Source organism: Neobacillus terrisolis (assembly GCF_051233475.1).
Classification (GTDB): Bacteria; Bacillota; Bacilli; order Bacillales; family Cytobacillaceae; genus Bacillus_BU.
The window spans coordinates 1-24,399 of the sequence record NZ_JBKFGH010000011.1; the positions used below are offsets into that span (position 1 = coordinate 1).

Genomic DNA, 24,399 nt, shown 5'->3' on the forward strand with positions numbered 1-24,399 from the left:
AAAGCGGCGGGGGACTGTCCCCCGCCGCTTTACTGTGTTAAAGTTTTATTCGTTTAAGGCTTTTTCTAATGTTTTGATGTTTTGGTTCATAATTGTAAAGTAGGTGTCTTTATTATTGATGTTTTCTTTTGTTAGTGTAGATAAATTATGGAGTGTCATCGGTTTTGCCCCAATTTCTTTTTCGACAATATCGGCTAATTTTGAAGACACGTTTTGCTCAAAAAGAATATATTTTATTTTATATTGTTTAGCCTGAGAAATAATTTCTTCTAATTTCTTCTGAGAAGGCTCATTTGTTGTTGATAAACCGGAAATGCTAATTTGCTTAAGCCCGTAGCGTGATTCCCAATACCCGTAAGCAGCGTGAGCAACAATGATTTCTTTTCGGTCAGCTGTCTTCACCACTGATTCAAAGCTTTGGTCAAGTTTTTGTAATTCCGCTATTAACCGTTGATAATTTTGTTCAAATTCTTCTTTTTGTTTAGGCATTTTTGTGATTAAGGAATCTTTAATTGTTTTGGCTAGCTCTTGTGCATAAATAGGGTCAAGCCAAACGTGAGGATCTATGGAATGACCATGCTCATCCTCTTCAGCATGTTCATCTGCTTGTGCCTCAGCCTCATGGTCTTCTCCATCTTGATTCTCGTCAATTGGAAGGCCATCCGCGGTGGCAATCATTTGCACATCTTCATTTTTTAATGTTTCCTTTGCTTTTTCGACAAATCCTTCCAAGCCCAAGCCGATATAGAAAAATAGATCGGCATCAACGAGGTTCATCATATCCTTTTGGGTAGGTTCAAATGTATGTTCATCAGCACCTGGTGGATAGATCGTATCGACTTTTACATATTTGCCGCCAATCCGTTCTGTAAAATATTGAAGCGGGTAAACAGTCGTATAAACAGTAATAAGATTGCTGTCTTTTTTCTGTTCCTGCTGTTTTGAACATCCTCCTAAAAATAGGCCAATTGGGAGGAGAATAGAAAAGAGTATCAATAATGATTTTTTCAAGGAAATCACCTTTCTGTAGCAAGTTTCCCCCTTATGACAACGAAACGTGGAGGGTTGCTATTTATTTATAGTATTAACTAGATTACGAGATTTTAACTCTAATTCGTAATCGTTACGATTTGCACTTTAGTATCATACAAAATTTATTCCAAAATTGCAACAATAAAATTTGTCGATTTAACAAAACATTTGTATATTATTATTATGGACAAAAAACGACAAACAAGGGGAGATTGGGAAATGAAATTACTTAATGAAATTATAGAATTTAATGAGCAATTTGTGGCTGAAAAGAAGTACGAAGAATATATTACGACAAAGTTTCCAAATAAGCATATGGTAATTTTAACATGCATGGATACAAGATTACTTGAATTGCTTCCAAAAGCTTTAAATCTCGGGAATGGAGATGTAAAAATCGTAAAGGATGCCGGTGCTCTTATCACACATCCGTTTGGAAGCGTAATGCGCAGTATTTTAGTGGCAATCTATGAATTGCAAGCTGAGGAAGTATTAGTAATTGGTCATTATGATTGCGGGATGGGTGGGTTAAAAGCAGATCCGATTATTGAAAAAATGAAAGACCGAGGAATTAAGCAAGAAACGATTGATACGCTGTCCTATTCAGGCATTGATGTGAAAAACTGGCTTAAAGGCTTCGACAATGTTACTGATAGCGTTTCACATAGTGTTAACGTAATAAGAAAACACCCATTAATTCCGAAGAATGTTGCGGTCCATGGATTAGTCATTGACCCTACAACGGGAAAATTAGATTTAGTTGAGAATGGGTACGAGCTTACAGAATAATTACCGGTTTATTCTTGTTTCTTTTTCTGAGGCCATTCATCCGGAACATAATCCAAACCGCCTGGGTGAAGCGGGTGGCATTTTAATATGCGTTTAACTGTTAACCAGCCACCTTTTAATGCGCCAAAACGCTGAACGGCTTCTAAGCCATAATGAGAGCAGGTTGGGTAAAAGCGGCATGATGGTGGTTTAATCGGAGAAATGAAAACTTGATAAAACCGAATCAATTTCATAAATATTTTGGCAAGCATAAACAAGCATCCTTTCAAAAACATTGATTAAAATAAACGGTAGCATAAATTTTAGTATTCGTCTAAAATTGGGATTGCGGAAAGAAATTAAAACTACCAAAAAAGGAGTGTTAACATGCCATCGGTTGAAAGCTTTGAGTTAGACCATAATGCTGTTGTTGCACCTTATGTTCGCCACTGTGGTGTCCATAAAGTGGGAAGTGACGGTGTCGTTAATAAATTTGATATTCGTTTTTGTCAGCCGAATAAGGATGCTATGAAGCCTGATGCCATCCATACGCTTGAGCATTTGCTTGCATTTAATATTCGAAAGCATTCAGAGAAATACGAACATTTTGATATAATCGATATTTCGCCAATGGGCTGCCAAACGGGTTATTATTTGGTTGTTAGTGGTGAGCCGACTGTTGAAGAAATTATTGATTTATTAGAGGATACAATGAAAGATGCAATGGAAATTACTGATATTCCGGCTGCGAATGAAACTCAGTGCGGGCAAGCAAAGCTTCATGATTTAGAAGGAGCCAAGAGCTTAATGCGCAACTGGCTTAACCATGATAAAAATAATCTTAAAGAAGTATTTGCATAATGAAAGCAGGGACTAACTCTAAAGGTCAGTCCCTGCTTTTTTAGGCTCTTGTTTGTCTTCACCATCTGGAAGTTCATCAATTGGATCAATAGTATGCTTAAATGAATAGGCTTTAGAAGTAGTTAATACAGCTAATAACAGAACAACAAACACGATTATGATTGAAATAATCATGATAACCTTCAATTTATTTCCCTCCCCTGTCCTTTGTTATTTTATCATAAAATTCCTATAATTAAGAAAGATCCGTCCGGAGTTTCTCGAATTAATCTCTATCTGTTGGGGATAATAGGGTGCGGGAGGATGATAAAATGACAACTGGATTAATTCAGGAAGTGAACAAGCAAGTAGCAAATTGGACAGTCCTTTACGTAAAGCTTCACAATTATCACTGGTTCATAAAAGGGAAACATTTCTTTACACTGCATGAAAAATTTGAAGCATTATATGATGAGGCAGCTACGATTATTGATGAACTGGCTGAAAGAATATTATCGATTGGTGGTAAGCCGATTGGAACGCTTAAAGAATGCTTGGCTACAGCTTCCATTAAAGAGGCTTCTGGGACAGAGGGAGAAGCGGAGATGGTAAAGGCGATTCTCACTGATTTCACCACCTTAACAGATGAGTTGAAAACAGCCATCGGACTGGCAGAACAGGCTGAGGATCAAGGAACAGCCGACATCTTACTAGGAATTCAAAAAAGTTTACGGAAGCATATGTGGATGCTTCAATCATTTTTAGGGTAATGATTTACACCTATAAATAAATGAACTTAAACATAGCAGAAATAAAGAAAGCTGGCGAAGGAGCCAGCTTTTATGTATTTTAATGGATATTACGAGATACGTTTGGTTGTGGACGGTGTTGCCCATATTCCTCTTGTGCAAATTTTTCCCGTAGGCTTTCGATTAAGTATACCCCTATGACATTATATAGTTCTTGCGTCGACAAATCCTGGACTAAATGCAATAAATCTTCCCGGCTCATTTCTTCCAAAATGGCAAAGGCAAGCATATCAATATCTTCATCATCCCCGGTAAGTTTATCTCGGTATAATTCAAACAATTCATCCACCAACTTCATGTTAACACCCCCATTTCAAGTTTTATAAACATCTTATGTCGGTCTTTCTTATTAAATCCCTCTTAAGGAAGGATTATTCTTTCTCCCAACCGGATTTAATTTTAGTTTACCCCAAAACTACATGGATGTGTTAGTTATGTTACTCAAAAAGAAGAAGATTTTCCTTTTTATAGAAATTACCAAATCTTTACGAATAATTAATGCGGATATGTGGGAAACGATAATCATTAGATCATAAGGGGATGAAAATGTGGATTCAATAAAAAAACCCTACTATATCTCGATTGGAACGGGTGAAATTATGCAAACTTCAACAGCGTCACCCTGGAATTTTAAGATTGAAGCAACAGATGATGAGATAACCAGACTGCGTGAGTATTTTGATCAAAATTACTCGACTGAATGGCAGAATTTTTTTCGGGCTCATGTCCCGTATGTTCAATATCATTATGACCGTGAAAATGATGCCTATGATGAAACGTTGATTAAAATATATCAGATGATATATGAACTTGGAGATGACGCTGCCAAGCAGCATATTCAATCAATAGGGATTCTTCCTGACCCGCTGTAATGAAAATTCCCCGAAACTAGGTTCCTATTGTAAAATAGGATAAGAGATAATGGCGGGGGGAAATAACAGTGGATCTATTTTTAGACCAAAATGGCTGTACGGTAAAATTGGATTTCAAGCAACATGCTTTTTCCGAAAAGAGTGCGCATGTGATTGTCATTTGCCGATTTATCGATAAATGGTTGTTAACAGAACATAAACAAAGGGGATGGGAATTTCCTGGAGGTAAAATTGAACCAGGTGAAACTCCCGAACAAACAGCACGGCGGGAAGTGTTTGAGGAGACTGGCGGTATACTAGACACTTTTTTTCCTCTTGGTGAATATCAGGTTTCCAACGGAACCAATCAATTCGTGAAAACGATTTTTTTTGGTACGGTTAGCAAACTAGTTGATAAAAAGCATTACATGGAAACGAATGGTCCTGTTTTTGAAGAGGGGGATATCCTTACCTGTCGATTTCAAGAAAAATATAGCTTTATTATGAAAGATGACATGATAAAAAAAAGTTTAGAACATCTTAACGAAATGAGATTGACTCTAAATAGTAAAGCATAAAAGTAATCTTTTCATATGTACGTAAAGTCAACTTAGTGACTGCTAAGTAGACCTTACTATAAATGGATCGCTTTAATTTCCACCTTTAATGATTTTCTTTTCTAACAGAGAAACGAGCTGATACATAATCGTCGCCATCACTGCAATAATAAGCAGAGAAAGCAGCACTAAGGTGAAGTTAAATACTTGAAAGCCGTAGATGATCATATAACCTAGTCCTTTTGAAGAAACGAGGAACTCACCGACAATGACACCGACCCAAGATAAGCCAACGTTCACCTTTAAGGTTGAAATAATCGTCGGAAATGAAGCGGGTAAAACGGCTTCCTTAAAGCTTTGATAGCGATTCGCTCCAAGTGTCTGCAGGACTTTAAGGTAGTTTGGGTCTACTTCACTAAAGGAAGTATAAACTACGATGGTGGTGATAATAATCGAGATAATCGCCCCCATTGCAACGATGGAAGTAAATCCAGGCCCTAACGCAACGATGAGGATCGGACCTAAAGCAACTTTGGGCATTGCATTTAAGATGACTAAGTAGGGATCAAGAATCTTTGACAGGAACGGTGACCACCACAAAACGGACGCAAGCATCGTGCCAATGAGAGTACCAAGAATAAAGCCGAAAACAGTTTCGGTTAGGGTTACCCCGAGATTTTCCACTAGTGAGCCATCAGCGATTTTTTCTAGAAACAAGTTATAAATCTTGCTTGGAGAACTAAAGATAAGTGGGTCAATCCAGTTTAATTGACTAGAAATTTCCCAGCTCGTGAAAAAAAGGATAAAGATAATCAGCTGGTAAAAGCGGACCCAGCTTTTTTCACGTTTAAGGGTTTTGATATAGCTTTCATGAAGGAGTTTGATGTTTGGTTGTGTTTGCTTCAAGGGACTCCAACTCCTTCCATATAGTTTGAAATAGCTCAGGATAAGCTTGATGATTTCTTACTTCAAAGGGAGAAAGAGTGTGGAATTCTTCCGGTATGATAAACGTTTTATAAACTCTTCCCGGTTGCGATGAGAATAAGTAGATTCTGTCACTCATCGCAATCGCTTCACCAATATCGTGAGTGACCAAAATAGCTGTCTTATGAAAGCGGGTTAACGTTTCGGAAACTAAATTTTCTAGCTTTAGCTTCGTTTGGTAATCAAGGGCAGAGAACGGTTCATCGAGCAACAAAAGTTTGGGCTTAGTCGAAAGTGTCCTGACAAGGGCAGCTCTTTGCCTCATTCCACCAGATAATTGCTTTGGAAGCAGAGCTTCAACTCCTGCTAGCCCAATTTGCTTAAGGAGATTGAGCGTATACTGTGTATTCTCCTCGGTAAGACGTTTAGTTAGCTTTAAACCGAGTAAAATATTTTCCTCAATGGTTTTCCAAGGGAATAAATAATCTTGCTGAAGCATATAGCCGATTTGCCCTCTTATTTTTTTTACCGGTTTATTCTCAAGGGTTACGCTCCCAGAAGTAGGCTCAATTAAACCGGCAATAATCGATAATAAGGTCGTTTTTCCGCAGCCACTTGGGCCCAGAAAGGAGATAAACTCCCCTTCCTCGACTTCCAGTGAAACAGCGGAGAGGGCTGTGGTAGCTGAGGTTTTCGTAAAATAAGTGTGATTGATATTTTTGATCGTTAAATAAGTCATCTAATTCGCCCTCCTTTTTTGCTTTTTGGTTTAGTCTTTAACGCTTTCGGCAATTTCAGTATTAACCAGTGTTTTATGATCAATTTGTTTTGGGAGCTCTCCTGCTTCTTGCATAATATTTTGGAGATTATTCCATTCTTCAATATCTAAAATAGGGTCAGTAGCGAACGAGCCTTGATTTTTATAGCGATTAATCGCCATTTCAAGAATTTCTAAATCAATATCAGGAAAATAGGATTGGATCGATAAAGCTATTTCTTTAGAGCTATGGTTGTTAACCCATTGCTGAGCTTTATAAATGGCGCGGGTAAACTTTTCAACAGTTTGTTTATTTTCACTCATGTAACTTTCTTTGGCCATAAAGGTTGTATAGGGGACATGACCAGACTCTGTCCCGAATGAAGCAACGATATAGCCTTTCCCCTCTTTTTCAAAAACGCTGGCAGTTGGTTCGAATAATTGAACAAAATCTCCTGTCCCAGAGGCAAAAGCATTGGCAATATTAGCAAAGTCAACATTTTGAATTAAATTCAAATCATTAAACGGATCAATTCCAAACTTTTTCAACACGAATTCTCCAACCATTTGCGGCATTCCGCCTTTTCGCTGACCTAAAAAGGTTTTACCGATTAACATATCCCATGAAAAGTGATCAATTTTTTCTCTGGCAACTAAGAAGGTACCGTCTGTTTGTGTGAGTTGGGCGAAATTAATGACAGGGTCAGTTGAGCCCTGAGCGTAAACATAGATAGAAGTTTCAGATCCAACCAGAGCGATATCTGCACCACCAGATAATAGGGCCGTCATCGTTTTATCCCCGCCAAAGGTTGTAGTCAGTTCAACGTCCAATCCTTCATCCTTAAAAAATCCTTCGGAAATGGCTACGTATTGCGGAGCATAAAACAATGAACGAGTCACCTCGGCAACTCTCACTTTAACCAATTTTTGATCTGCATTTCTCTGACTATTGCTACAAGCAATAATTGGAATCATTAGAAATGTGATTAATAATAAAATGAACCCAAATTTTAACCAGTATTTCATTACGTTAACCTCCAAACCAGCTTATTTTTAAAAGTGTGGATATTGATTAGATTTTTGCGAAATTTGCGAGACTCCTGCGGGAACGTGAGACAGGTGAGACCCCGCAGGGAGGAACGACCGAGGAGGCTCAACGGCGAGCCCGCGGAAAGGGAGCGGATTTCGCAAAAATCAAACTGATACAATTTTTTAGAGAAAGAATGATCGAAATATTTGCTTATAGTATCGTATGATGTAATAAAAAATGTGTGAATGCCTATAGTAACTTTTGAAACAAGGAGTCGAACAGATGGAAGATGGAACGATTTTGACTAAATGGAACTTTCCCTCACCAAATCCAGCCATTCGCTTATCGATCGTTTCTTATATTTCACAAGGATTAATCGTAAAAGGCTTATTAGCTGAGCCTAAAGGCAACGAGGTAAAGGATGGATTTCTATATTTGCGGGGCGGGATAAAAAATGTTGGGAAAGTAAGGCCTGCAAGAGTCACGCAGTTTGCTGCTGAAGGATTTATTGTGTTTGCTCCGTTTTACCGTGGAAATCAGGGCGGGGAAGGCAATGAGGACTTTTGCGGTGAAGATCGCAACGATGCCTTTGCGGCATATCAACTTTTAAAGGCCCATCAGAGAGTAAAAAATATACATATTTTTGGCTTTTCCCGTGGTGGAGTAATGGCACTGCAGACTGCTATCCAATTCGCTGAAGCTACTTCAGTTGTTACTTGGGGAGGAGTCAGTGATATGGAGCTAACGTACACGGAAAGGGAGGATCTTCGTAAAATGATGAAACGTGTCATTGGCGGGACTCCAAATAAATATCCAGACAGATATCGGGAAAGAACTCCATTATATAATTTAGAAAGGCTAGAAGCCCCTGTTTTGATTATTCATGGTTGGAATGATACCAATGTTTCGGTCGAACACGCTTTGCGATTAGAGCAAGCTCTGAATCAATTACATAAACCGGTCACCACATGGTATTTTCGTGAATTCACTCACTACTTTCCTCCGGAGGTCAACCGAGAAGTTGTGAAAGATCTTACAATTTGGATGAAAATGCAGGCTCAGAAATGATAAAATAACGAAAAGGACTTTGAAGGAGAGATCATGATGGGAATGCCGCTCGAATTAAATACACTGATCGTCACTAAAGGTAGAGAAAAACGGCTGGATGAAAATAATTTTTCATTAACAAAAGAAGGCTATCGACTTTATCCAATAGAAATCCCATTAGAAGTAAGAAAAACATTAGACAGTGAAGTAAGTGGTACAGCATTGATTAAAAAAGTAGAATGGGAAAATAAGAATACAACGATTACTTACCAACTAATTTCCTTGCACACTACCAATTAAAAAAATAAACAGGCTGTTGTGGATTTCTTCCACTACAGCCTGTTTTTATTCTTAACCCCATTTTTTCCGTGCAAATTATCTTAATGCAATACATCCCCCAGAAATATTGCCATTATATACACTTCAATTACCGTGCGATTGGTGCACCTTTAACGCTGATTTCTTGTGGTACATTAGCAAATTTGTTGAAATTCTCATGGAATTTACGAGCTAATTCAGTTGCTTTTGCAGCATATGCAGCTTTGTCAGCCCAAGTTTTGCTTGGTTGTAGCACTTCATCAGGAACACCAGGAACGTGTAACGGCACTTCTAATCCAAAAATTTCATCTTTATCCGTCTCGATATGATTTAATTCTCCGTTAAGAGCAGCTTGAACCATTGAACGAGTATAAGAAAGCTTCATTCTTGAACCAACTCCATACTCTCCACCAGTCCATCCAGTATTCACTAGGAATACATTTGCATGATGCTCATCAATTTTTTCTCCAAGCATTTCTGCATAGCGTGTTGCAGGAAGTGGAAGGAACGGAGAACCAAAGCAAGTTGAGAATGTTGCTTCAGGTGAAGTAACTCCACGTTCTGTACCAGCAAGTTTTGAAGTATAACCACTTAGGAAGTGGTACATCGCTTGTTCTTTTGTAAGCTTAGAGATTGGAGGTAATACCCCAAATGCATCAGCCGTTAAGAAAATAATCGTGTTTGGATGACCAGCAACGCTTGGATCTACGATGTTGCTAATCGCTTGTAAAGGATACGCAGCACGAGTATTTTCAGTTAAAGATGTATCACAGTAATCCGCAATACGGCTTTCTTCGTCAAGGATGACATTTTCAAGCACCGCACCGAAACGAATGGCATCGAAGATTTGCGGTTCTTTTTCACGCGTTAAATCAGCGCATTTAGCATAGCAGCCGCCCTCGATATTAAAGACACCGTTTGCAGACCAGCCATGTTCATCATCACCGATCAGCTTGCGATTAGGATCTGCTGATAAAGTTGTTTTACCTGTTCCGGAAAGACCGAAGAATAAAGCGACATCGCCTTCAGCACCAACATTTGATGAACAGTGCATTGGCATAATACCGTTTTCCGGTAGCAGATAATTCATAACAGAGAAAATTGATTTCTTAATTTCTCCAGCATATTCCGTACCGCCGATTAAAACCGTTCTCCGTTCAAAAGAAATAATGATAAACGTTTCAGATGCCGTTCCATCAACAGCTGGATCTGCTTTAAAGTTTGGAGCACAAATTACAGAAAATGGCTCATCGTGGTTTGTTAATTCGCCCTCGTTTGGACGAATGAAGAGTTGATGGGCGAAAAGGTTATGCCAAGCATACTCATTGATGACTTGGATTGGTAATCTGAATTTTTTATCCGCCCCAGCAAAACCGCGAAATACATATACTTCTTCTTGTTCTTGCAAATACGTAATTACCTTATTGTAAAGGTTTGAAAATGCTTCTTCCGAAATGGGTTGGTTAACAGAACCCCATTCAATTTTGTCCTTAGATCCTGCTTCTTCTACAATATACTTGTCTTTAGGTGAACGACCAGTATATTTTCCAGTTGTCGCCCGAACCGCACCAGTAGAGGAAAGGATACCTTCTTTACGTTCTAGTACCTTTTCAACTAATTGCGGAACAGAGAGTTGATTGCGAATATTGCTCCCTTTTAACAATTCATTCAGTTCATTGGAAATACTTACAGAATTCATCTGATAAATACCATCCTTTATCAAATATTTTTGAGTGTTGTGAATAGTATAACACATTAGGATAAATAATCTATACTAATATGCATTTTTTTCTAAAATAAAATAAATTAACATAGTTTTCTCCTTATATAAGGTTGTTATTTAATTAAATGTGTTAATTAAGATATTCTAATTCGGTCGGATAAGTACCAATAATGAGTAATAATAGGTGCAGCGAGCGCGGATTTATTCTTTACTAATTGGTGAACAATTCTAAAAAACAATTGACATCATTAAAACCTATAAGGTATGATTCTACCTTGAACGGATACTCTCTTATCCTGAGCTGGTGGAGGGACAGGCCCTATGAAACCCAGCAACCTGCTAAATAAGAAAATCTACTGAGGTAAACCCTTGGGATTTCTTTTAAGCAAAGGTGCTAACCTGACGCAAGGTATATAAACCTTGAACGATAAGAGTGAAAGGCGCAAATTGTTGCTCAAAACCTTTCCTCATTAATAGGGAAGGTTTTTTATTTTGCACCTAAGAAAAAATGTGTTAGCTTTTATCCCCCAATCATCATGAATCCATTACATAACTGGGATAAAAACTCTATGTTTATTTCATACTACTTAGGGAATGAGTACCGTATCAACATGAGGTTAACAAAAGGGACGAATAAATTTCCGCGGCTAACCTCGCTTTATTTCTATATATAAGGAGGAACTAAGATGTCAAAACGTCGTTTGTTTACTTCTGAATCGGTAACAGAAGGTCATCCCGATAAAATTTGTGACCAAATCTCTGATGCGATTTTAGATGCTATTTTAGCAAAAGATGCTAATGCTCGCGTGGCTGCGGAAACTTCAGTAACAACTGGTTTAGTTCTTGTAGCAGGTGAAATCACTACTTCTACTTATGTGGATATCCCAAAGCTTGTCCGAGAAACGATTAAAAATATCGGCTATACTCGGGCTAAATACGGTTTTGATTTTGAAACATGTGCCGTGTTAACTTCAATTGACGAACAGTCACCTGATATTGCGATGGGTGTTGATAAGGCGTTAGAAGCTAGAGAAGGTCTTATGTCTGATGAGGAAATCGAAGCAATTGGTGCTGGTGACCAAGGTTTAATGTTTGGGTTTGCTTGTAATGAAACAAAGGAGCTTATGCCTCTTCCTATTTCATTAGCCCATAAGCTATCACGCCGTCTTACAAAAGTTCGCAAAGATGAAATTCTTCCTTACCTTCGTCCAGATGGAAAAACTCAAGTTACCGTTGAATACGATGAGAATGATAAGCCGGTACGTATTGATACGATTGTTATTTCAACGCAGCATCATCCTGAAATTTCTTTAGAGCAAATTCAAAGAAATATTAAGGAACATGTGATTAATCCGGTTGTTCCACAGGAACTAATCGATGAAAATACGAAATATTTTATTAACCCAACAGGCCGTTTTGTTATTGGCGGACCGCAAGGGGATGCTGGTTTAACTGGCCGGAAAATTATAGTTGATACTTATGGTGGATACGCTCGTCACGGTGGCGGCGCGTTCTCCGGTAAGGATCCAACTAAAGTAGACCGCTCAGCAGCTTATGCTGCTCGTTATGTTGCAAAAAACATTGTTGCTGCGGGTCTGGCTGAAAAAGTGGAAGTTCAGCTTGCCTATGCAATTGGAGTGGCACAGCCTGTATCGATCGCAGTTGAAACGTTTGGAACAGGAAAGGTTAGCGAAGACGTTTTAGTTGATCTTGTTCGCAAAAACTTCGACCTTCGCCCGGCTGGAATTATTAAGATGCTGGATCTGCGTCGCCCAATTTACAAGCAAACGGCTGCTTACGGTCATTTTGGCCGTACGGATGTTGATCTTCCTTGGGAACGTACGGACAAAGCCGACAGCTTAAAAGAACAAGCCAATCAATAAAATAATAAGCTAGAGGGTGTCCCTTAGGGGCGCCCTCTTTTTGGCTATCCGTTTTTAACTAGTCTGTTGATTTCCGTTCCAGGCGCTTCGCTTTCCGCGGGGCGGGCGGTAAGCCTCCTCGTCGCTATCGCTCCTGCGGGGTCTCACCTGTCCCGCTGCTCCCGCAAGAGTCTTCGCGCCTTCCACTCCAATCAACAGGCCCATTTGCATGGAAAAGTCGATGTGTTCTAGTTGTGTCTGGTCTACCCGGGCGCTTGCGATTTTGTTCTTATATGTTAGTATATAATGTATGAATTCTGTAAGATTCATATTAAAAAATGAGAGTTCCTTTTTAGGGATGCTAATAGAACGGAGTAGGTGAACGTACATAATGTGTGGTTTTATTGGTTGTGTACATGAAAAAACACAAGATTTTCGGGATGAGCAAAAACAGCAATTTCAAAATATGAACAATATCATCACTCATCGTGGACCTGATGATGATGGATATTATTATGATGAACATATCCAATTTGGATTTCGCCGCTTAAGTATTATTGATATTGAATGTGGTCATCAGCCGTTAACCTATGAAAATGAAAGATACTGGATTATTTTTAATGGTGAAGTATATAACTATGTTGAGCTTCGGGAAGAGCTTTTGAAGGAAGGGCTCACCTTTGCAACACACTCTGATACAGAGGTTATCATTGCCCTTTACAGCCATTTAAAAGAAAAGGCTGTTGAACGCCTACGCGGGATGTTTGCGTTTGTCATTTGGGACAAGGTAGAGCAAACTCTTTATGGTGCAAGAGATCCGTTTGGGATTAAACCGTTCTTTTATCATGAAAATGAACAACGGACATATTTTGCGTCAGAAAAGAAAAGTATTTTACTGGCCCTTGAAAAAAATGAATTAAATTATGATGCGATACAACAGTACTTAACGTATCAGTTTGTTCCAGAACCGGACACGATGACGGAGGGAATCTTTAAGCTTGAGCCAGGGCATTATTTTACGAAAAAAATTGGCGAACCAATGAAGATTTCTCGCTATTGGAAGGCTGCTTTCCATCCTGTGAACAAGTCAGAGGATGCGTTTATTAAAGAAATTAGAGATGTCATGTTTGATTCCGTTAAAATTCATATGCGAAGTGATGTTCCGGTAGGCTCTTTCTTATCCGGAGGGATTGATTCTTCGATTATTGCTTCGATTGCCAAGGAGTTCCATCCAGCAATCAAAACGTTTTCGGTTGGGTTTGACCATAATGGCTTTAGTGAGATTGATGTAGCGAAAGAAACAGCTGAAAAACTTGGAGTTGAAAATATCAGCTATATCATTTCCCCTGAAGAATATATGAATGAGCTTCCGAAAATCATGTGGCATACGGATGACCCATTAGCCGATCCAGCCTGTGTTCCACTTTATTTCGTGGCCCGGGAAGCTCGTAAACATGTTACGGTTGTGTTATCAGGAGAGGGTGCCGATGAGTTATTCGGTGGGTATAATATTTACCGTGAACCACAGTCCCTTGAGGTATTTAATAAAATTCCGGCGATAGGTAAAACGCTGTTAAAAGGAATTGCGAATATCATGCCAGAGGGGATGAAAGGGAAAAGCTTTATTGAGCGTGGTGTCACCCCAATGGAGGAACGTTATATAGGGAATGCAAAGATGTTTACGGAGGAAGAAAAGCGTAACTTACTTCATGTTTATAATGAACAAATAAAATATACCGATGTGACGAAACCGCTTTATGAACAAAGCAAGGGATACGATCCAGTCGATCGGATGCAATTTATTGATATTCATACATGGATGCGCGGCGATATTTTATTAAAGGCTGATAAAATGACGATGGCTCATTCACTAGAGCTACGCGTACCGTTTCTAGATAAAGCGGTTTTCGAGGTGGCATCAAAAATTCCTACCAGTCTTAAAACAGCTAATGGTACAACGAAGTATATTTTACGGAAGGCAGTCGAGGGTGTCGTACCTGATCACGTTTTAAATCGGAAAAAGCTCGGATTTCCGGTACCAATTCGCCATTGGTTAAAAAATGAAATGAACGAATGGGCAAAACGGATTATTCACGAGAGCAACACAGATCATTTGATAAATAAGGCCTACCTATTAAAATTGCTAGATGATCACTGCTTAGATAAGGCAGATAATAGCAGGAAAATATGGACTGTTTTAATGTTCATGGTCTGGCATGATGTGTATGTTGAAAAAAAGTATTCCTTTGAGCAGGAATATTTGAAAAAAAAGGTCATGCAATAAATATGCTATGAAAAAACCGTTACGGAATAAACTCCGAAACGGTTTTTTCAATTGGCACGATCTTACAACAAACGCTATAATAATAAGAACCATTGCGATAGTTTATTTTCTTGTGTTTTGGGGAAACTATCCGAGTTAATAGAGCTTATTTTTCTTGTTTTTCAGCTTGGATTGATTTATAGAATTGGCCTTTTTCAACGTATTCGCGAGAGATTCTTTCCATGTCAGCAATATCTTCTGCAGTTAATTCTCGTACTACTTTGGCCGGTCTACCAAAAGCAAGCGTATTTGGTGGTATTTTTTTTCCTTGAGGGACAAGGCTGCCAGCACCAATAAAGGCACCTTCACCAATTTCAGCATTATCAAGAACGATTGAGCCCATCCCGATTAATGCCTTTTTTCTGATGATACAGCTATGAAGGATCACTTGATGGCCAACCGTTACTTCATCCTCAATGATGAGCGGATTATTAGGGCTTTGGTGAAGAATGGAGTTATCTTGGATATTAACTTTTTTGCCAATAATGGTAGGGGCTACATCCCCACGGATAACAGAATTATACCAAACACTTGATTCATCGCCGATTTCGACATCTCCTGTAACGGTTACATAATCTGCGATAAAAGCTGAATCAGATATTTTGGGGAATTTCCCTTTATAAGGATAAATCATTTATTTCTCTCCTTTTAACTATACTAGTTAAAATTTAGCCAAAAATATCCTTGGTTTGTCAAAGGATTTAACTTGAAAATTCAAAATATTGTTGGAGAATGATGTAATAGTCTAATCTTTGTAGTTAATGACGGAGGAATCTGGAGTATGTGGAAATGGGAAGCTGAAGGAGAAGCAAAGGCTGTAATAGTAATGATTCATGGAGCGATGGAGCACCATCGCCGCTACGGTTGGCTGATTCAAATGTGGCGTTCTTCGGGATTTCACGTGATTATGGGGGATTTACCGGGACAAGGAATGACAACCCGGTCAAGAAGAGGACATATTAATTCCTTTGATGATTATATTATAGAAGTAAAGGACTGGATTCAGGCAGCCTATTCGTTTGAGTTACCAGTATTTTTACTCGGCCATAGCATGGGTGGTTTGATCGCAATTCGTATGTTGCAGGAGGAAAAAGTCAATATTGCAGGGGTCATTTTGTCTTCCCCGTGCCTTGGGCTTGTAAATTCTCCATCAAAAATACTAAATGCCTTATCGATAGGATTAAATATCATATTCCCGGAATTAAGGATGAATTCTGGAATTACCGTTGAAATGGCAACAAGAAATCAAGATGTCCGGGATGCTGATTTAAATGACACCTTGTATGTAACAAAAGTATCTGTGAGATGGTATCGTGAACTGATTCAAGGTATTAAGCTTGGTTTCGAGAATATTGATAAATTACCTGATATTCCAATGTTGGTTATGCAGGGCGGGGATGACAAAATCGTCAATAAACAAGGTGTTAGGGACTGGTTTAATCAGGTGCCTCTTTCAGAAAAAAGGTTTAAAGAATGGAACAAATGCTATCATGAAATTTTTAACGAACCAGAACGGGAAGATGTTTTTGAATATGCAAAGGATTTCGTAAACAGTCAACTAAAAGTGATTGGTTATTTGGTTTAAGGAACATCTCCATGAAAGGAGATGTTGCGTTCAAAGGGGTGTTAACATGACGATACCGACTCGACCGATCAGTTTAATGGCCAAGGTTTATTGGAGAATTTTACCGCTTGTCAGTCAAGAGCTAACCTATTGGAAAAATAGGGCAAAAGAAATTCCGAATGTGGAGCTCCGTAAACAGGCATTAGCTAGTCTTGAAAATAAAGCCTTTCATTGTCAGGGTGGGGCGATTCTGGCATTGTTAGCAGGGGATAATTATCATAAGGCAATTCGTTTTATCGTGGCGTACCAAACGATTAGTGATTATTTAGATAATTTATGTGACCGAAGTACTTCTCTAGACCCGGATGATTTTGCCGCACTGCATGAGGCGATGATGGATGCGATTAGCTTAGAAGCTGACAGGAAAAATTATTATCGGTATCGAAGCGATCAGGATGATGGAGGTTATTTATTTGAATTAGCCGCAGTCTGTCGAACGGTATTGAACGATTTGGCCCATTATCAAAAAATCAAAAATTTTTTGTTTGAGCTTTGCGAATACTATTGTGACCTGCAAATTCATAAGCATGTTGAAATGGAAGAGCGAATTCCACGACTTAAGCAGTGGTTTCACAAGTATAAAAATCTTGTTCCAAAGATGGAATGGTATGAATTTTCGGCTTGTTCCGGGTCAACACTCGGTATTTTTTGCCTTCTATCCTATGCGATGCGCGATGATTTTGAAGAGAGCCATGCGTTAAGAATTCGAAACGGCTATTTTCCATATATTCAAGGGTTACATATTCTGCTTGATTACTTTATTGATCAGGAGGAAGACCGAATCGGCGGTGATTTGAATTTTTGTTTTTATTATGAAAATAACCAGACACTGTTTGAGAGGTTAAACCATTTTTTACAAGAGGCCGATCGACATACAACGGTATTGCCTCACCAGCGCTTCCATCAGTTAATCAATCGCGGCTTACTGGGAATTTATTTGTCAGATGAAAAGGTGGCAAAACAAAAGGGTGTCAGGAAATTAGCCAAGGAGATAATTAAAACGGGGGGAGCAGTCAGCTATTTTTTCTATTTAAATGGGTTGATTTTTCGAAGAGTGGAAAAATGGGTGCCAACCGCCTTTTTGAGACCTTTAAAATAAGGCTTATGCCAAAGGAATGATTCCATTGACATAAGCCTTTGTTTATCTCTTTTCGATCGCAATAATAAACGGTGGGTGGTTGACCTGATTAATGAACTGGTATTGAAGAACATGAGCCTTCTTTTGGTCAAGCTGTTTTACAAATTGAAGCAGTTCATCCCGTTCTTGGACACCTTCCTCATGTCCATGGTAAATGACGAGAACAATCAGCGCTTCCGGAGCCATGATCTCAAGGAGTTGTTCAACAGCGGCAATCGTTGTATTGGATTTCGTCACAATCGATTTATCTCCGCCAGGTAAATAACCAAGATTAAAGATGGCGCCTCGTACCTTTCCAAACTGCTCCTTTGGAACGGAGGATAGGATGTTCTCATGGCCTTTATGAAAAAGCACAACACGTTCCGTTAAACCAAGTTCGTCTAATCGGAATCCGGTTGATGCAATCGCATCGGATTGAATATCAAACCCATATACCCGCCCTGTTTCACCAACAAGTTTAGCTAAAAAAGCAGTGTCATGCCCATTTCCAAGCGTGGCGTCAACTGCGATGTCACCGGGACCAACAGCGCTTTCTAATAAGTTTCGTGCAAAAGGCAGCACTCGTTCAAGCTTCATTTCAAAGCCTCCGTTCCAATTTAACCCTTGTAAAACTTTCCTTGCCAGCTATCACGTCGTTTAAGCTCCGCATCAATAGCATTTAATACTTCCCATTTATTTACACTCCACATCGGCCCAATCATTAAGTCAATTGGTCCATCTCCGGTAATACGATGAATAATCATTTCCGGGGGTAATATCTCCAATTGATCGCATACTAAACTTACATAGTTATCAAATGTTAGGAATTCAAGCATTCCTTTTTCATATTGCTTTACCATCGGCGTCCCTTTTAATAAGTGTAGCAAATGAATCTTAATTCCTTGAACATCAAGCTTGGCAACTTGTTGAGCAGTTTCCATCATCATTTGTGGTGTTTCAAGCGGAAGCCCGTTAATGATATGACTGCAAACGCGGATTCCATGCTTGCGAAGCTTATTCACTCCTTCAACATAGCACGGATAGTCATGGGCTCTGTTGATCAAAAGAGCCGTTCTTTCATGAACAGTCTGAAGTCCTAGTTCAACCCATAAATACGTTCTTTTGTTCAAATCTGCTAAATATTCTAGGACATCATCAGGTAAGCAATCTGGTCTAGTGGCAATGGATAAGCCAACGACACCGTCCTGCTGCAATACTTTTTCAAATTTCTCTTTTAACACTTCAACAGGAGCATGAGTATTAGTGAAAGCTTGAAAATATGCCATGTATTTTCCATCTTTCCACTTTTCGTGCATTTTTGCTTTGATTGCCTGAAATTGTGTATCAAGGTCGTCCGCACGGCTTCCCGCATAGTCACCAGAGCCTGAGGCGCTACAAAAAGTGCAGCCGCCATGGGCAACCGTACCATCACGATTGGGACAATCAAACCCGCCATCTAAAGCGATTTTAAAAACTTTATGGCCGAAGGTCTGGCGCAAATGGTAGTTCCACGTATGATAGCGTTTGTCATCTGTTGCATATGGAAAAGGGTTGATCTGATTCATTTCAGATTCCTCCTTTTTAAAGATAATTTTATTCATAAAGGAAATTGTATCACGAAGTTGGAGACTATTCCAAGAGCTTGTCTGAATTGGAAGGAATTTAACGGTTATTGAAGTGTTAGGATTAGGAGTTGTGAACAAAATAATATTGAAGCTTTCTGCTTCATGTCCATCATCCACAAGGGAGGAAATAGAGATGGCAACCCGTCAATCGATGTCCGATTTTTTTGAGAAGTGTGAGGAAGTACTTAAATATGCTGAAGACCAATATCAAAAAGCCTCGCTGCAGGAGCACTATAACGAAGATGAATATACGGATGCTCTTCAAAAGGTAGAAAATGCATACAATGATTTAGCGGATCTTGCTCATAGTGCAAATGAACAACAACGGGAACAGCTTCACCGGATGCGGCTTCAGCTCCAGCATACTCAAAACTCAATGATTTTACTTGATCGATAAGGAGTGTAACGATGAAGAAGCGCTCGAAACAAAATAATCCAGAACAAAAAACGCGAAATGGGATTAATAATCAAGACATGGAACTTGGGAAAGACTATGATCCGGTTATACAATCAAAAAGAAACTATGAAAAATCAGGCGGCCAACCAGTAAAATCTAAATTCCATCCTGAACCTGAACAATCCTCATAAACCTATTTAACAGCCCTTACAGCTAATTGTAGGGGCTGTTTATTATTTATCACCCAATAATTCCCACTCGGCTTATTTGTAACAATATAGACACTGGACCAATAATGTTAAAACGACGTTCACAAAAAGGTAACGAACTGGGATAAGAACTGTGAAGTAGGTCACAGATACCTAACGTGAAAAATCGTTAAATAAGGGAGAACAAACGGATTGTTATAAATATCACAACGCCGATTAAGAGTTATATCAAAATAATGATTTATAAATAAGGGAACACCGTTGGAAAGGAAGGAACTTATGAAAAAACTATCGAGCTTTATAAGCGCGTTCATTTGCCTACTATTTGTTTTACCAATTGTATCAAGCGCAGAGCAAACTGCTCCTATTCTCACGATGGAGGAGCTTTCGATTCAAATTATGCCGGAATATTCGTTCCACCCGGAAGAAAAGAAAAAAGATCAGCCGCCGTTATTGGTCGGTCTCCATGGCACCTTAATGAATAAAAGCGCTGAGCCGCAAAAAGGCCAAATTGAAATTCCTCTCCCATTAAAGGCAAAGGATTTCCGGATTGGGTATGTTGCCGATTATAACCGTGATCAAACCAAAATGAATGAAATTGAGTATGAAATTAATAAAGCAAAAGGTACTGTGTCTTGGACTACTAGCGAAGATATTCAGCCAGGCGAGCTTTATAAATTCGTTATTGAATATTATACAAATGATATTAAAGTGGAGAAACAAAATCATACCCTTTCCTATAAATTTGTAAGCTTTGCGGATATTGGCATGGTAAGAATTTTATTCCTTGAACCGCTTAAAACGGAGAGCTTCAGTCTCACACCTGCAGCCGAATCTCATCAAGAAAATGGCTATGGAATGAATATGTTTATGTATCAAATTCAAGGAACGAAACCAGGCCAAACAAAGGAAATTAATTTGAAATATGTACGGTCAGAAACGAAAACAACCATGGACATTATGAATGAAATGGGCGATAAAACTGCAACCTCTACTGCGGTAAAGGAGAATAAGACACTTCCGGTTGGCATCATCATTGGGAGTATTGCCGGGATCAGTATTGTGGTCATCTTCATCATTGCTCTTCTTTTAAAAAGAAAAACAAAGCAAAAAGCTGAACAAACCATTCATCAAGAAATCGACTTAGGAAAAGCAGATGACGAAACGAAAAAGAAGCGCCTAAGAGGAATGCTGCTCAATGGCAGTATTACTGAAGAAGAGTATCAGCAATTGCTTAACAAACTAGCCAATTAGGCAGGCAAGTGAAATAAGCGAAGGTAGCGGGTAATTTGACTCGTGTCATCAATCAGCAAGTAGCAAGCGATCCAAGGACAGGGAGGTGCCAAAATGTATATTGTAGGGAATCTTTCCCTTTATTTAGGGCTAATCATAACAGCGTATTCATTGATTGCCACGATTATCGGGATAAAAAAACAAAATTCAAAATGGCTTGAAAGCGCAAAAGCGGGGATATTATCCGTGACATTCCTCGCCAGTATTTCTGCCTTCCTTCTCCTGTTCTTGTTGGGGACAAGTCAATTTGAGTATAAATACGTTGCCACGTACACCAGTTTAGATTTACCGCTCGTTTACAAGCTAACGGCATTTTGGGCGGGCAATGCAGGGTCGCTCCTTTTATGGCTGTTCTTCCTGTCCGTTTATACAGGAATGATTGTCTTATCGAAAAAAGGCAGAGAAATGCATCCTTATGTTTCAAGTATTCTGCTACTGAATTTATTGTTCTTCTATATTGTTTTAATTACGAGTGTAAACCCGTTTGCAATGACGGATACGATTCCGCCAGACGGAAAAGGACTAAATCCAATGCTGCAAAATCCAGGCATGGTCCTACATCCGGTGACGTTGTATTTAGGATATGTCGGTTTAGCTGTTCCGTTTGCGTTTGGCATTGCAGCGCTGATTATGAAGCGAATGGATGCAGAATGGATTAAATTAACGAGACGGTGGACGTTAACAGCTTGGTTATTCTTAACATTAGGAAATATTATCGGTGGTTGGTGGGCCTATTTAGAACTTGGCTGGGGCGGCTATTGGGCTTGGGATCCCGTTGAGAATGCATCGTTCTTGCCATGGTTAACGGCATCAGCATTTTTACATTCCGTCATGATACAAGAACGAAAAAATATGCTTAGAACCTGGAACATCAGTCTAATCGTGCTATCTTATTTGCTCACCTTATTTGGAACTTTTTTAGTCCGAAGTGGTGTGTTAACGAGCGTTCACGCTTTTGGGGATACGAATCTAGGAACTTATTTTATCATCTTCCTATCTTTCATGACTCTTTTTGCCATCTATATTGTGATGTCCAGGTACCAGTTAATTAAAAAAGAAACGAGTCCTATTGAAGCCTATTTTTCAAAGGAAAGCAGTTTTTTATTAAATAACCTCATTCTTATTGCTGCGGCATTCGCGGTTTTATGGGGAACGATGTATCCACTTATCTCGGAAGCGTTAACCGGAACAAAGGTTAATGTCGGAGCGCCTTATTTTAATAAAGTAATGGCACCAATCATGCTTGGTCTGATTGTCCTGATGGCAATATGTCCACTTATTGCCTGGCAAAAGGCGGCTTTCAACCGGTTTCTAAGAAATATGCTCGTACCGATTGTGTTAGCGCTCGTATTTGCTTTCGGGCTTGTTGCTCTAGGTGTTCGCGGAGCATTTGCCATCATCGGTTTATCAGCAACTGTCTTTATGATGGCCACTCATATTCAGGAATTTATTACCGGAATAAAGGCTCGCAAAAAGGCTACCAATGAAGGTTTACTGACGGCAATGCTTCGCTTAACGGTAAAAAATCAGCGCAGATACGGCGGTTATTTAGTTCACATCGGCATCGCCATTTTAGCAGTCGGAGTAATTTCCTCGCACGCCTATTCAGAGGAGGTATTACAGACCGTTAATAAAGGTGAGAGCTTATCAATTGGAGAGTATCGCTTAACCTTTAACAGCTTGTCGGAACGGTCTGATGGCGGCAATGATATTGTTCATGCAGACGTGTCTGTAACGTACCAAGGGAAAAAAATCGGAAAAATTTATCCTGAAAAAATCTTTTATGCTAACTGGCCAGAGCCATCAACGGAAGTGGAGATAAAAACCAATCTTAAGGAAGACTTATATTTGGTGTTGAGCTCTTGGGAAGATCGAAATAAGGTTACCTTTTTAGTAAAAGTAAATCCTTTTGTCAGTTGGATTTGGGCAGGGGGATTCATTATGGTTATCGGAATTGCGATCGCTTTAATTGGCGGTAAAACGACCCTTCACCGCATAAAAAACAGATCTTCTATCCACACGGAAGGGGTGAAGGTAAATGGTTAGGAAAAACATGTTGTTGATTCTACTGATTCTGCTTACCATGCCAACCGTTTCCTTTGCTGCCGGTGTGGACTATAACTCGTTGGAATTTAGAGCAGTGATTAGTCAATTAGATATGCAAGGTCACGCCGATCATGAGCTTTCTACCTGTACGGTTAAGAAGGTTTACTATGATGAAGTTCTTGACATGTTAAAAGAAGGAAAGTCTGAAGATGACATCATTAAGTCCTATGTAAATGAATATGGACAAGCGGCGCTCAGAACACCAGGGAATGATTTAAATGGAGTGATTGCGTGGGTCATGCCGGCTGTTGCTCTAGTAATTGGAACGATTATTGTAACCCGATGGATTAAGAGAATTGCGTTAAGAGAAAACAAAAAAGAGCTGGAAATAATCAACTGGAACAGTGAAACGGACCAGGAGATATTTGAAAAAACAATCGACGAAGAACGGCGAAAATTCTTTTAAAGGATTAAACTGACCTTTTCAAGTTAAGTAGAGATCGGAAACCGAGCCGTTACCTAAGGAGGGGAAACACATGACAGACTATGTATTTTTAATTGTCGGTTCGATGGTTACGATCATTTGTATTTATTTTATCGCTGCCCCCTTTTTTAAAACAGACCCACATCAATCACAAAAAAAAGTGGCAAGCGAAGAAGGGACGTCAATCGAAACCATTTACGCAGCGATCAATGAATTGGAAATGGATTATTTAATGAAAAAAATAACCGAAGCAGATTTTCAGCAAATGAAAATGCGTTACCAAATCATGGCTGCAGAAATTTTAAAAATAGAAGAAGAGCAAGTTCGTCATGAAATCAAGGATGCATCCAATATTGATGAAGATATTTTAATAGAATTACAAAAAATCCGGAAACAGAAGGGAAGACAAATTGGATGAGCCAGTTCCCTCCATTTCATCCTGAATGGCTGGTAACCTTTTGGTTTTCAACTCCGGTCCTAAGGCTGATTAATCCGCATTGGTTTCTAATAATCTTGGCTGTGAGTGCAATGGTTGTATTTTTCATCAAGCGGCAAAAGTCGGTTGAGCATCCTCAAATCGATTCTGATGAGGAGAAATTCCAGCATCTACTAACAAAAAAACAAATTATTGAAAAGAAAATAGCTGAACTTGAAATGCAAAAACAACAGGGAGAACTGAGCGAAGAAAAATACGAGCTCAAGCGAAGCGAGTATAAAAAGCATTTAGACAAGGTAATCCTCGATTTACATTATTACACCTAAT

29 protein-coding genes and 1 riboswitch are annotated in these 24,399 nt (G+C 39.1%); of the genes, 18 read left to right on the top strand and 11 right to left on the bottom strand.

The window, feature by feature from the left end:
* Nucleotides 1–45: 45 nt before the first annotated feature.
* Nucleotides 46–1,011 carry a metal ABC transporter substrate-binding protein gene (locus tag ACI48O_RS07255; RefSeq protein ID WP_435561066.1) on the bottom strand — a complete coding sequence of 322 codons (966 nt, stop codon included), beginning with the start codon at nt 1,009–1,011 and terminating at the stop codon, nt 46–48.
* 240 nt (nt 1,012–1,251) lie between these two features.
* Here ACI48O_RS07255 and ACI48O_RS07260 point away from each other — a divergent pair, with 240 nt between their 5' ends.
* A complete protein-coding gene (locus ACI48O_RS07260) occupies nt 1,252–1,821 on the top strand; it encodes a beta-class carbonic anhydrase (protein WP_435561067.1) in 570 nt (189 codons plus the stop codon).
* Between the two features lie 8 nt (nt 1,822–1,829).
* On the opposite strand, the gene yidD is transcribed toward ACI48O_RS07260, so the two are convergent.
* Nucleotides 1,830–2,072 (bottom strand): membrane protein insertion efficiency factor YidD, encoded by a 243-nt coding sequence (gene yidD / locus ACI48O_RS07265; protein ID WP_435561068.1) that lies wholly within the window; start codon nt 2,070–2,072, stop codon nt 1,830–1,832.
* Nucleotides 2,073–2,187: 115 nt separating this feature from the next.
* On the opposite strand from yidD, the gene ACI48O_RS07270 reads away from it, so the two are divergent.
* Entirely contained in the window at nt 2,188–2,661 is a 474-nt protein-coding gene (locus tag ACI48O_RS07270; protein WP_435561069.1) for an S-ribosylhomocysteine lyase, read from the top strand.
* Nucleotides 2,662–2,679: 18 nt separating this feature from the next.
* Here ACI48O_RS07270 and ytzI read toward each other — a convergent pair whose 3' ends face one another.
* On the bottom strand, nt 2,680–2,847 hold the full coding sequence (gene ytzI, locus ACI48O_RS07275) for a YtzI protein (RefSeq protein WP_435561070.1): 168 nt from the start codon (nt 2,845–2,847) through the stop codon (nt 2,680–2,682).
* Between the two features lie 125 nt (nt 2,848–2,972).
* Here ytzI and ACI48O_RS07280 point away from each other — a divergent pair, with 125 nt between their 5' ends.
* The gene (locus ACI48O_RS07280; RefSeq protein WP_435561071.1) at nt 2,973–3,410 is read left to right on the top strand and encodes a Dps family protein; all 438 of its coding nucleotides are present in this window, start codon (nt 2,973–2,975) and stop codon (nt 3,408–3,410) included.
* Nucleotides 3,411–3,489: 79 nt separating this feature from the next.
* Here ACI48O_RS07280 and ACI48O_RS07285 read toward each other — a convergent pair whose 3' ends face one another.
* Nucleotides 3,490–3,747 (bottom strand): DUF6154 family protein, encoded by a 258-nt coding sequence (locus tag ACI48O_RS07285; protein ID WP_435561072.1) that lies wholly within the window; start codon nt 3,745–3,747, stop codon nt 3,490–3,492.
* A gap of 301 nt (nt 3,748–4,048) precedes the next feature.
* Between ACI48O_RS07285 and ACI48O_RS07290 the strand changes: the two genes are divergently transcribed.
* Nucleotides 4,049–4,321, top strand: coding sequence for a hydrolase (locus tag ACI48O_RS07290; RefSeq protein WP_435561329.1), 273 nt, complete (start codon nt 4,049–4,051; stop codon nt 4,319–4,321).
* 68 nt (nt 4,322–4,389) lie between these two features.
* Nucleotides 4,390–4,878 (top strand): RNA deprotection pyrophosphohydrolase, encoded by a 489-nt coding sequence (gene ytkD, locus ACI48O_RS07295; RefSeq protein ID WP_435561073.1) that lies wholly within the window; start codon nt 4,390–4,392, stop codon nt 4,876–4,878.
* A 72-nt stretch (nt 4,879–4,950) separates the two neighbouring features.
* Here the strand turns inward: ytkD and ACI48O_RS07300 are convergent, their stop codons facing one another.
* Genes ACI48O_RS07300 through ACI48O_RS07310 form a run of 3 tightly spaced genes read right to left on the bottom strand, consistent with a single transcriptional unit; the run spans nt 4,951 to nt 7,564 of the window.
* Entirely contained in the window at nt 4,951–5,763 is an 813-nt protein-coding gene (locus tag ACI48O_RS07300; RefSeq protein ID WP_435561074.1) for an ABC transporter permease, read from the bottom strand.
* Nucleotides 5,726–6,520, bottom strand: a complete 795-nt coding sequence (locus tag ACI48O_RS07305; RefSeq protein ID WP_435561075.1) for an ABC transporter ATP-binding protein — start codon at nt 6,518–6,520, stop codon at nt 5,726–5,728. Before ACI48O_RS07305 ends, ACI48O_RS07300 begins: the two co-directional genes overlap by 38 nt.
* Nucleotides 6,521–6,550: 30 nt before the next feature.
* Nucleotides 6,551–7,564 (bottom strand): ABC transporter substrate-binding protein, encoded by a 1,014-nt coding sequence (locus ACI48O_RS07310; protein WP_435561076.1) that lies wholly within the window; start codon nt 7,562–7,564, stop codon nt 6,551–6,553.
* Nucleotides 7,565–7,850: 286 nt separating this feature from the next.
* Between ACI48O_RS07310 and ACI48O_RS07315 the strand changes: the two genes are divergently transcribed.
* Together ACI48O_RS07315 and ACI48O_RS07320 are read left to right on the top strand one after the other, a co-directional pair.
* Nucleotides 7,851–8,636, top strand: a complete 786-nt coding sequence (locus ACI48O_RS07315; protein ID WP_435561077.1) for an alpha/beta hydrolase family protein — start codon at nt 7,851–7,853, stop codon at nt 8,634–8,636.
* A 36-nt stretch (nt 8,637–8,672) separates the two neighbouring features.
* Entirely contained in the window at nt 8,673–8,915 is a 243-nt protein-coding gene (locus ACI48O_RS07320) for a DUF2584 domain-containing protein (RefSeq protein ID WP_435561330.1), read from the top strand.
* Between the two features lie 127 nt (nt 8,916–9,042).
* Here ACI48O_RS07320 and pckA read toward each other — a convergent pair whose 3' ends face one another.
* On the bottom strand, nt 9,043–10,632 hold the full coding sequence (pckA, locus tag ACI48O_RS07325; RefSeq protein ID WP_435561078.1) for a phosphoenolpyruvate carboxykinase (ATP): 1,590 nt from the start codon (nt 10,630–10,632) through the stop codon (nt 9,043–9,045).
* Nucleotides 10,633–10,944: 312 nt separating this feature from the next.
* Nucleotides 10,945–11,090: riboswitch (SAM riboswitch) on the top strand.
* Between the two features lie 252 nt (nt 11,091–11,342).
* Between pckA and metK the strand changes: the two genes are divergently transcribed.
* Together metK and asnB are read left to right on the top strand one after the other, a co-directional pair.
* The gene (metK, locus tag ACI48O_RS07330; protein ID WP_435561079.1) at nt 11,343–12,539 is read left to right on the top strand and encodes a methionine adenosyltransferase; all 1,197 of its coding nucleotides are present in this window, start codon (nt 11,343–11,345) and stop codon (nt 12,537–12,539) included.
* A gap of 370 nt (nt 12,540–12,909) precedes the next feature.
* Nucleotides 12,910–14,802, top strand: coding sequence for an asparagine synthase (glutamine-hydrolyzing) (gene asnB, locus ACI48O_RS07335; protein ID WP_435561080.1), 1,893 nt, complete (start codon nt 12,910–12,912; stop codon nt 14,800–14,802).
* Between the two features lie 145 nt (nt 14,803–14,947).
* On the opposite strand, the gene ACI48O_RS07340 is transcribed toward asnB, so the two are convergent.
* Nucleotides 14,948–15,475 carry a gamma carbonic anhydrase gene (locus ACI48O_RS07340; RefSeq protein ID WP_435561081.1) on the bottom strand — a complete coding sequence of 176 codons (528 nt, stop codon included), beginning with the start codon at nt 15,473–15,475 and terminating at the stop codon, nt 14,948–14,950.
* A gap of 147 nt (nt 15,476–15,622) precedes the next feature.
* Between ACI48O_RS07340 and ACI48O_RS07345 the strand changes: the two genes are divergently transcribed.
* Nucleotides 15,623–16,426: an alpha/beta hydrolase gene (locus tag ACI48O_RS07345; protein WP_435561082.1), complete on the top strand. Its 804-nt coding sequence runs from the start codon at nt 15,623–15,625 to the stop codon at nt 16,424–16,426.
* Between the two features lie 46 nt (nt 16,427–16,472).
* Complete coding sequence (locus ACI48O_RS07350; RefSeq protein WP_435561083.1) at nt 16,473–17,564, top strand: tetraprenyl-beta-curcumene synthase family protein; 1,092 nt, start codon at nt 16,473–16,475, stop codon at nt 17,562–17,564.
* Nucleotides 17,565–17,606: 42 nt separating this feature from the next.
* Here the strand turns inward: ACI48O_RS07350 and mnmM are convergent, their stop codons facing one another.
* On the bottom strand, nt 17,607–18,179 hold the full coding sequence (gene mnmM, locus ACI48O_RS07355; protein ID WP_435561084.1) for a tRNA 5-(aminomethyl)-2-thiouridylate-methyltransferase MnmM: 573 nt from the start codon (nt 18,177–18,179) through the stop codon (nt 17,607–17,609).
* A 20-nt stretch (nt 18,180–18,199) separates the two neighbouring features.
* On the bottom strand, nt 18,200–19,147 hold the full coding sequence (gene mnmL / locus ACI48O_RS07360; RefSeq protein WP_435561085.1) for a tRNA modification radical SAM protein MnmL/YtqA: 948 nt from the start codon (nt 19,145–19,147) through the stop codon (nt 18,200–18,202).
* A 193-nt stretch (nt 19,148–19,340) separates the two neighbouring features.
* Between mnmL and ACI48O_RS07365 the strand changes: the two genes are divergently transcribed.
* From ACI48O_RS07365 to ACI48O_RS07395, 7 genes are all read left to right on the top strand, one after another.
* On the top strand, nt 19,341–19,604 hold the full coding sequence (locus tag ACI48O_RS07365) for a YtzC family protein (protein ID WP_435561086.1): 264 nt from the start codon (nt 19,341–19,343) through the stop codon (nt 19,602–19,604).
* 11 nt (nt 19,605–19,615) lie between these two features.
* Complete coding sequence (locus ACI48O_RS07370) at nt 19,616–19,795, top strand: glycogen biosynthesis protein GlgD (RefSeq protein ID WP_435561087.1); 180 nt, start codon at nt 19,616–19,618, stop codon at nt 19,793–19,795.
* 297 nt (nt 19,796–20,092) lie between these two features.
* The gene (locus tag ACI48O_RS07375; protein WP_435561088.1) at nt 20,093–21,067 is read left to right on the top strand and encodes a hypothetical protein; all 975 of its coding nucleotides are present in this window, start codon (nt 20,093–20,095) and stop codon (nt 21,065–21,067) included.
* Between the two features lie 93 nt (nt 21,068–21,160).
* The gene (locus ACI48O_RS07380) at nt 21,161–23,152 is read left to right on the top strand and encodes a heme lyase CcmF/NrfE family subunit (RefSeq protein WP_435561089.1); all 1,992 of its coding nucleotides are present in this window, start codon (nt 21,161–21,163) and stop codon (nt 23,150–23,152) included.
* Nucleotides 23,145–23,618, top strand: a complete 474-nt coding sequence (locus ACI48O_RS07385) for a cytochrome c-type biogenesis protein CcmH (protein ID WP_435561090.1) — start codon at nt 23,145–23,147, stop codon at nt 23,616–23,618. Before ACI48O_RS07380 ends, ACI48O_RS07385 begins: the two co-directional genes overlap by 8 nt.
* A 70-nt stretch (nt 23,619–23,688) precedes the next feature.
* A complete protein-coding gene (locus ACI48O_RS07390; protein ID WP_435561091.1) occupies nt 23,689–24,054 on the top strand; it encodes a hypothetical protein in 366 nt (121 codons plus the stop codon).
* Nucleotides 24,051–24,398: a hypothetical protein gene (locus ACI48O_RS07395; protein ID WP_435561092.1), complete on the top strand. Its 348-nt coding sequence runs from the start codon at nt 24,051–24,053 to the stop codon at nt 24,396–24,398. Before ACI48O_RS07390 ends, ACI48O_RS07395 begins: the two co-directional genes overlap by 4 nt.
* Nucleotide 24,399: the final 1 nt, after the last annotated feature.

What these genes read in the sequence shown, in the direction of transcription:
- ACI48O_RS07260 (WP_435561067.1), top strand. Translation starts at nt 1,252, where the DNA reads ATGAAATTACTTAATGAAATTATAGAATTTAATGAGCAATTTGTGGCT.
- ACI48O_RS07385 (WP_435561090.1), top strand. Translation starts at nt 23,145, where the DNA reads ATGGTTAGGAAAAACATGTTGTTGATTCTACTGATTCTGCTTACCATG.
- ACI48O_RS07310 (WP_435561076.1), bottom strand. Translation starts at nt 7,564, where the DNA reads ATGAAATACTGGTTAAAATTTGGGTTCATTTTATTATTAATCACATTT.
- ACI48O_RS07290 (WP_435561329.1), top strand. Translation starts at nt 4,049, where the DNA reads ATGCAAACTTCAACAGCGTCACCCTGGAATTTTAAGATTGAAGCAACA.
- ACI48O_RS07350 (WP_435561083.1), top strand. Translation starts at nt 16,473, where the DNA reads ATGACGATACCGACTCGACCGATCAGTTTAATGGCCAAGGTTTATTGG.
- ACI48O_RS07280 (WP_435561071.1), top strand. Translation starts at nt 2,973, where the DNA reads ATGACAACTGGATTAATTCAGGAAGTGAACAAGCAAGTAGCAAATTGG.
- ACI48O_RS07270 (WP_435561069.1), top strand. Translation starts at nt 2,188, where the DNA reads ATGCCATCGGTTGAAAGCTTTGAGTTAGACCATAATGCTGTTGTTGCA.
- ACI48O_RS07320 (WP_435561330.1), top strand. Translation starts at nt 8,673, where the DNA reads ATGGGAATGCCGCTCGAATTAAATACACTGATCGTCACTAAAGGTAGA.
- ACI48O_RS07340 (WP_435561081.1), bottom strand. Translation starts at nt 15,475, where the DNA reads ATGATTTATCCTTATAAAGGGAAATTCCCCAAAATATCTGATTCAGCT.
- metK (WP_435561079.1), top strand. Translation starts at nt 11,343, where the DNA reads ATGTCAAAACGTCGTTTGTTTACTTCTGAATCGGTAACAGAAGGTCAT.
- ACI48O_RS07370 (WP_435561087.1), top strand. Translation starts at nt 19,616, where the DNA reads ATGAAGAAGCGCTCGAAACAAAATAATCCAGAACAAAAAACGCGAAAT.
- ACI48O_RS07285 (WP_435561072.1), bottom strand. Translation starts at nt 3,747, where the DNA reads ATGAAGTTGGTGGATGAATTGTTTGAATTATACCGAGATAAACTTACC.
- yidD (WP_435561068.1), bottom strand. Translation starts at nt 2,072, where the DNA reads ATGCTTGCCAAAATATTTATGAAATTGATTCGGTTTTATCAAGTTTTC.
- ACI48O_RS07365 (WP_435561086.1), top strand. Translation starts at nt 19,341, where the DNA reads ATGGCAACCCGTCAATCGATGTCCGATTTTTTTGAGAAGTGTGAGGAA.
- ACI48O_RS07375 (WP_435561088.1), top strand. Translation starts at nt 20,093, where the DNA reads ATGAAAAAACTATCGAGCTTTATAAGCGCGTTCATTTGCCTACTATTT.
- ACI48O_RS07380 (WP_435561089.1), top strand. Translation starts at nt 21,161, where the DNA reads ATGTATATTGTAGGGAATCTTTCCCTTTATTTAGGGCTAATCATAACA.
- asnB (WP_435561080.1), top strand. Translation starts at nt 12,910, where the DNA reads ATGTGTGGTTTTATTGGTTGTGTACATGAAAAAACACAAGATTTTCGG.
- ACI48O_RS07315 (WP_435561077.1), top strand. Translation starts at nt 7,851, where the DNA reads ATGGAAGATGGAACGATTTTGACTAAATGGAACTTTCCCTCACCAAAT.
- ACI48O_RS07395 (WP_435561092.1), top strand. Translation starts at nt 24,051, where the DNA reads ATGAGCCAGTTCCCTCCATTTCATCCTGAATGGCTGGTAACCTTTTGG.
- mnmM (WP_435561084.1), bottom strand. Translation starts at nt 18,179, where the DNA reads ATGAAGCTTGAACGAGTGCTGCCTTTTGCACGAAACTTATTAGAAAGC.
- pckA (WP_435561078.1), bottom strand. Translation starts at nt 10,632, where the DNA reads ATGAATTCTGTAAGTATTTCCAATGAACTGAATGAATTGTTAAAAGGG.
- mnmL (WP_435561085.1), bottom strand. Translation starts at nt 19,147, where the DNA reads ATGAATCAGATCAACCCTTTTCCATATGCAACAGATGACAAACGCTAT.
- ACI48O_RS07390 (WP_435561091.1), top strand. Translation starts at nt 23,689, where the DNA reads ATGACAGACTATGTATTTTTAATTGTCGGTTCGATGGTTACGATCATT.
- ACI48O_RS07345 (WP_435561082.1), top strand. Translation starts at nt 15,623, where the DNA reads ATGTGGAAATGGGAAGCTGAAGGAGAAGCAAAGGCTGTAATAGTAATG.
- ACI48O_RS07305 (WP_435561075.1), bottom strand. Translation starts at nt 6,520, where the DNA reads ATGACTTATTTAACGATCAAAAATATCAATCACACTTATTTTACGAAA.